This is a genomic window from Mycobacterium sp. ABE4_509, from assembly GCF_056160785.1.
On the sequence record NZ_JBSWXU010000232.1, the window covers coordinates 1 to 4,693 of the forward strand.

Here is a 4,693-nt window from a genome sequence, read left to right on the forward strand (position 1 = left end):
GACGAGAACGGCGCTGCCCCGGCGGCGCCGGCCCGCCGGCGCAGCACCCGGCGGTGCGTCGTGCGCACACGACTCGGCGGCGTCGATGAACGTCCGGCGATCGGTGAATGTCACCGGTGCCGCAGTCGCCCGCACCTGCGCGCTGGTCGTGGCAGCCGGTGGGGCGACGCCGGCCGGCACGTCGAACAGGACCGCGTTCGCAGATCCCAGATGTCCGGGCACCGAGTCGTCGTCGCGGCCGAACACCACGGCCTCGGCGCCCGGGTCGGCCACGACGACGACATGCTCGGCGAATTCGACCACCGTGACACCGCATTTCTCGCCGAGAAGCGCTGTCCTGGAGACGGTCACGCTCTGCGCGCAGATCCGGCGCCCGGCCTCGGAGACCACCTGGACACGCATCCCGGGCCACCAGGTGGGAACGACCAGGGTGAGTGCGACGGGCTGCGGTCCGGCCGCGGCACGCAACACGTCGTGCCACAGCTGCGCCACCGCGACGGGCTGTTCGCCCAGCAACGCGAGCGGGTCGTCGATGCACTCCATGGCCGCCGACACCAGATCCGGCGGCGCGGGGTGCGGACCGCGCACGGTCACCGGGCCGACCTCGACGGTGACCGTCACGGCGGCTGCACCCATCCGACCTGGATGAGCTCATCGGGGCGCCCCCGCACATGCAGCATTCCGCGTCCGGGTGGTTGCGGTGTCGATCTGGTGGTGCCGAACAGCACGCCCTCGTCGGGGCCTGCGCTCATCATCAGCGCGGAGCACCCGAGGTCGCGCATCCGGGCCAGCACCGGATCGAACATCGCCCGGGCTGCGCCACCGGCGCGACGGGCGACGATCACGTGCAGACCCAGATCCTTGGCGTGCGGCAGGAATTCGGCAAGCGGCGTCAACGGGTTGCCCGTGGCACCGGCCACCAGGTCGTAGTCGTCAACCACGAGGTAGATGTCCGGGCCCGACCACCAGGACCTGTCGCGCAGCTGGCTCTGGGTGACGTTCTCGTCCGGCATTCTGGCGCTCAGCTGCGCCGACAGCGCGGCCATCCGCGCCACCAGCGCCGGGCCCGACACCGCGTACCCGGCCAGGTGCTCGGTCTCGACGACACCGAGCAGACCGCGACGGTAGTCGACGATCTCCAGCCGGGTCTGCGCCGCGCCGGAGCCGCCAACCAGCTCCGCGCACAACGCCCGCAGCACCGCTGTCTTGCCGCATTCGGTGTCGCCGAGGATCAGCAGATGCGGGTTGCGGGTGAAATCCACGGCGACCGGCTGCAGCTCGCGCTCGCCGATGCCGAGCAGGATCTGACCGGCAGCCCGCCGCGGCGCGGCGAGCGTGGCGAGCTCCACCAGCGCGGGCAGCAGTTCGACCGGTTTCGCGGTACGCCCCCCGGGGTGATGGCGCACCGTAGCCGCGTCGGGAACGGCGATGAGCATCTCCCTGCCCTCGCGGGTCAGTCCCCGCCCGGGTGGACGGTCGAGCAGCTCCCGGGCCATCCGCCGGTCCATCTCCGAATCGGCGGGATCACCCAGCCGCAGTTCGATCCTGGTGGCGATCTGGTCTTTAAGCGCGGGCCGCAGATCGGCCCAGCGCGAGGCCGCGATCACGACATGAACCCGGTGGGCCAGGCCTTGTGCGGCCAGTGCGGTGATGGCGACGTCGAGCCCCTCGAATTCCTGCCGCAACACCGCCCATCCGTCGACGATCAGGAAGACGTCGCCGTAGGAGTCGTCGTCGGCGCCCGCCTCGCGCGCGTGCAGCACCGACTCCAGGACCGCCACGGTGCGCCGGCACAGCTCGGGGTCGGCGCGGGTGGCGACCGCACCGACATGGGGCAGCGCGGCGAGCTCCGCCAGCGCCCCGCCACCGAAGTCCAGGCAGTAGAACTGCACCCGGGCGGGGTCGTGGGTGCGCGCGAGTGCTGTCACCAGCGTCTGCAGCGTCGTCGACTTGCCCGACCGCGGCGCACCGACGACGGCGACATTGCCCGCCGCTCCGGCCAGGTCGACGGTCAGTGGTGCGTAGCGCTGTTCGAACGGGCAGTCGACGACCCCGATCGCCACCTGCAGGTGCGCCGCGCCGGCAGGCAGGGAGCTCAGCTGCGGGGCACGGTCGAGCGGGGGCAGCCAGATCCGGTGGGCGTCGGGCCCGCGTCCGGCCAGTGCGCGCAGCACCACCTCCAGCAGCGGCCGGCCGGCAGGTGCCCCGTCCTGACACCGGCTCGTCACCTCGGCCATGGTGAAGGGCCGCACTCCGGTCGGTGCAGGGCCCTGCGGATCCTGCGCATGGATCCCGGAGACGAACGCGGTCTGGAACCGGCGCATGCGTCCGTCGGCGGTCTTGAGGTAGGCCGCACCCGGCTGGGCGGGAAGGTGGTAGGCGTCGGCCACCCCCAGCACGGCACGTGATTCCGAGGCCGAGAACGTCTTCAGGCAGATCCGGTAGGACAGATGTGTTTCCAGTCCCCGCAGCCTGCCCTCGTCGAGACGTTGGCTGGCCAGCAACAGGTGGATGCCCAGGGACCGGCCCAACCGCCCGATGGCGACGAACATGTCGGTGAAGTCGGGGTGTGCACTGAGCAACTCGGAGAATTCGTCGATGACGATGAACAGTGCGGGCATCGCGGGGAGGGTGGGCGTACGGGTCCGGGCCCGGCGGTACTCGGCGATGTTGGCCAGATTGCCCGCGCCGCGCAGCATCTCCTGCCTGCGGTACACCTCGCCGGACAGGGCCGCCTTCATGCGCGTGACCAGCGGCGCCTCGTCGGCGAGGTTGGTGATCACCGCCGCCACGTGTCGGGCGGTCTCCAACCCGAGAAATGTGGCCCCACCTTTGAAGTCGACCAGGACCAGGTTCAGGCTCTCGGGTGGGTGGGTGGCGATCATGCCGAGGGTCAGCGTCCTGAGGAACTCAGATTTTCCCGAGCCGGTCGCCCCGACACACAACCCGTGTGGGCCCATCCCGCCGGCCGCCGCCTCGTTGATGTCGAGGTGCACGGCGGTCCCGTCATCGCTCACCCCGATCGGAACGGCCCGGGTGGGGTCCTCGCAGCGCCGGTGCACCGCGTCGCCGAGGCGTTCGGGGTCATCGACGCCCATCAGCGTCAACCAGTCCGACTCGCGCTGGTCGCGCTGTTGCGCCGACGCCGTGGCACATCCGGCGATGGTGCGCGCGCAGGCCAGCGCATCGGCCGGCGCCATCCCGTCGCAGGAAACCGCCAGGGCGGTGCCGTCGGCGCGGACCCGCACCGTGGTGGCATCCTCGTCCGGGTCCAGCACGACGGCGGTGACGCCCGGGGCGGGAGCGGGCGCCGATCCGCCGTCGACGATCGCCACCCGGTGCCTGGCGGCTTCTGGATCGCGCAGGTGGGGAAGCCATTTCAGCCACTCCCAGGACTCGACCGCAGCCCTGTTCGGCTGCACGACGAAGCCGACGGCCTCGGGGCCGTGCGAGATCGCGAGCTGGCACACCAGCGCCCGCCCGGCTGCGCGCACCCCGCCTGGCGCACCGCTGAACGTGACGGCCCGCGTGTTCTGCAGCGACAGCAGCACCGGGACATCGGAGATCACCGACCGCCGCCGCACCAGTTCGCGCACCGCGTCGGCGGTCACCGGGTCGGCGACGTCCTCGGACCCGATCTCCGGGGCCACCACCCCCACCGCGGCGGAGCCGGCACCGATGCCGAGGCGCGCTGCGCCGAAGTCCGGGTGATCCGGGGTACGGTCCCACATCCGTTGCCCACCGGCCAGGGTCCACAGCGCCGCCGGGTCCGGATGCGCCCAGTGCAGGAACCGGTGCTGTTCGGCGGCGCTTCGGGACAGTTCGGCGTGCACGACGTCGAGGTAGCGCAGATAGCGCGCACGCTGCTGGTTGATCTCGGCGCCGCGCCCGATTCCGCGGGAGCCGTAGGCGAGGGTGCCGATCAGCGACACCACCATCATCGCCGGGAAGAGCAGGAACGTCGGACTCCGCGACGCGGCCGCCCCGGAGGTGAGGTACACCGCGCCCATCCCCGCCATCGCGGCGATCATCACCACGGGCATCACCCGGGCCAGCGGGTTCGCCGGCGGGTGTTCGGGAAGCTTCGGCGGCGCCTCGATGACGACCTGTCCGTGCGGCATCGCGGGCGGGCGGACTGACGACGGATCCAGGGAGACCACAATCGGTTCAGACGCCCCGAGCCCCCGTACGGTTCCATGCACAGTCTGCACAAACTCGCGCACCGGGGTCCCTCTGAGCCGGGTTACGTTGAAGGCGTGCCGGATACGATGCGCCGGGTGACCGTGCTCGCGGCCGGCGGTGACGGCGACTCGGGGACCGATCTGATGCTGCCCGCCGCCTGCCCGCTCGGCATGCTGGTGCCCGCGATCGTGCAGGCGGTGGTCGGCGCGGGCACCCCCGCCCCGGTGCGCTGGCGGTTGTCCCGGGTTGCGGGCGAAGATCTCGACAGCACCCGTTCCCTGGTGGAACAGAACGTCGGCGACGGCGCTCTGCTCGTCCTGACGCACGCTGAACATGCTCCGCCACAACATGTTCACAGGGACAGGGCCGCCGCCGTCGCCGCCGCCGTGGATCGCTCCCCGGCGGGAGGGCGCGGCGCCGCGGTTTGGGCGGGCCTGGGGTGCTGCGTGCTCGGCGCCGCAGTCCTGGTGTGGTCGGGCACCGCGACCGCGAACGCGGCACACCCGTGGGT

Annotated in this window: 2 protein-coding genes and 1 pseudogene; 1 reads left to right on the forward strand and 2 read right to left on the reverse strand. The window is 71.9% G+C overall.

The window, feature by feature from the left end; all coding sequences use genetic code 11:
* Both ACXAID_RS27030 and eccCb read right to left on the reverse strand, forming a co-directional pair.
* Positions 1 to 636 (reverse strand): annotated as a pseudogene (locus ACXAID_RS27030) (type VII secretion-associated protein); the annotation flags it as partial.
* Positions 618 to 4,121 carry a type VII secretion protein EccCb gene (gene eccCb / locus ACXAID_RS27035; protein ID WP_475025254.1) on the reverse strand — a complete coding sequence of 1,168 codons (3,504 nt, stop codon included), beginning with the start codon at positions 4,119 to 4,121 and terminating at the stop codon, positions 618 to 620. The gene eccCb and the pseudogene ACXAID_RS27030, both read right to left, overlap by 19 nt.
* Before the next feature lie 156 nt (positions 4,122 to 4,277).
* Here eccCb and ACXAID_RS27040 point away from each other — a divergent pair.
* Positions 4,278 to 4,693: EsaB/YukD family protein (locus ACXAID_RS27040; protein WP_475025255.1), on the forward strand; the 416-nt coding region annotated here is incomplete at its 3' end.

Coding starts and splice junctions, on each gene's coding strand:
- eccCb (WP_475025254.1), bottom strand. CDS start 4,121: ATGCCGCACGGACAGGTCGTCATCGAGGCGCCGCCGAAGCTTCCCGAA.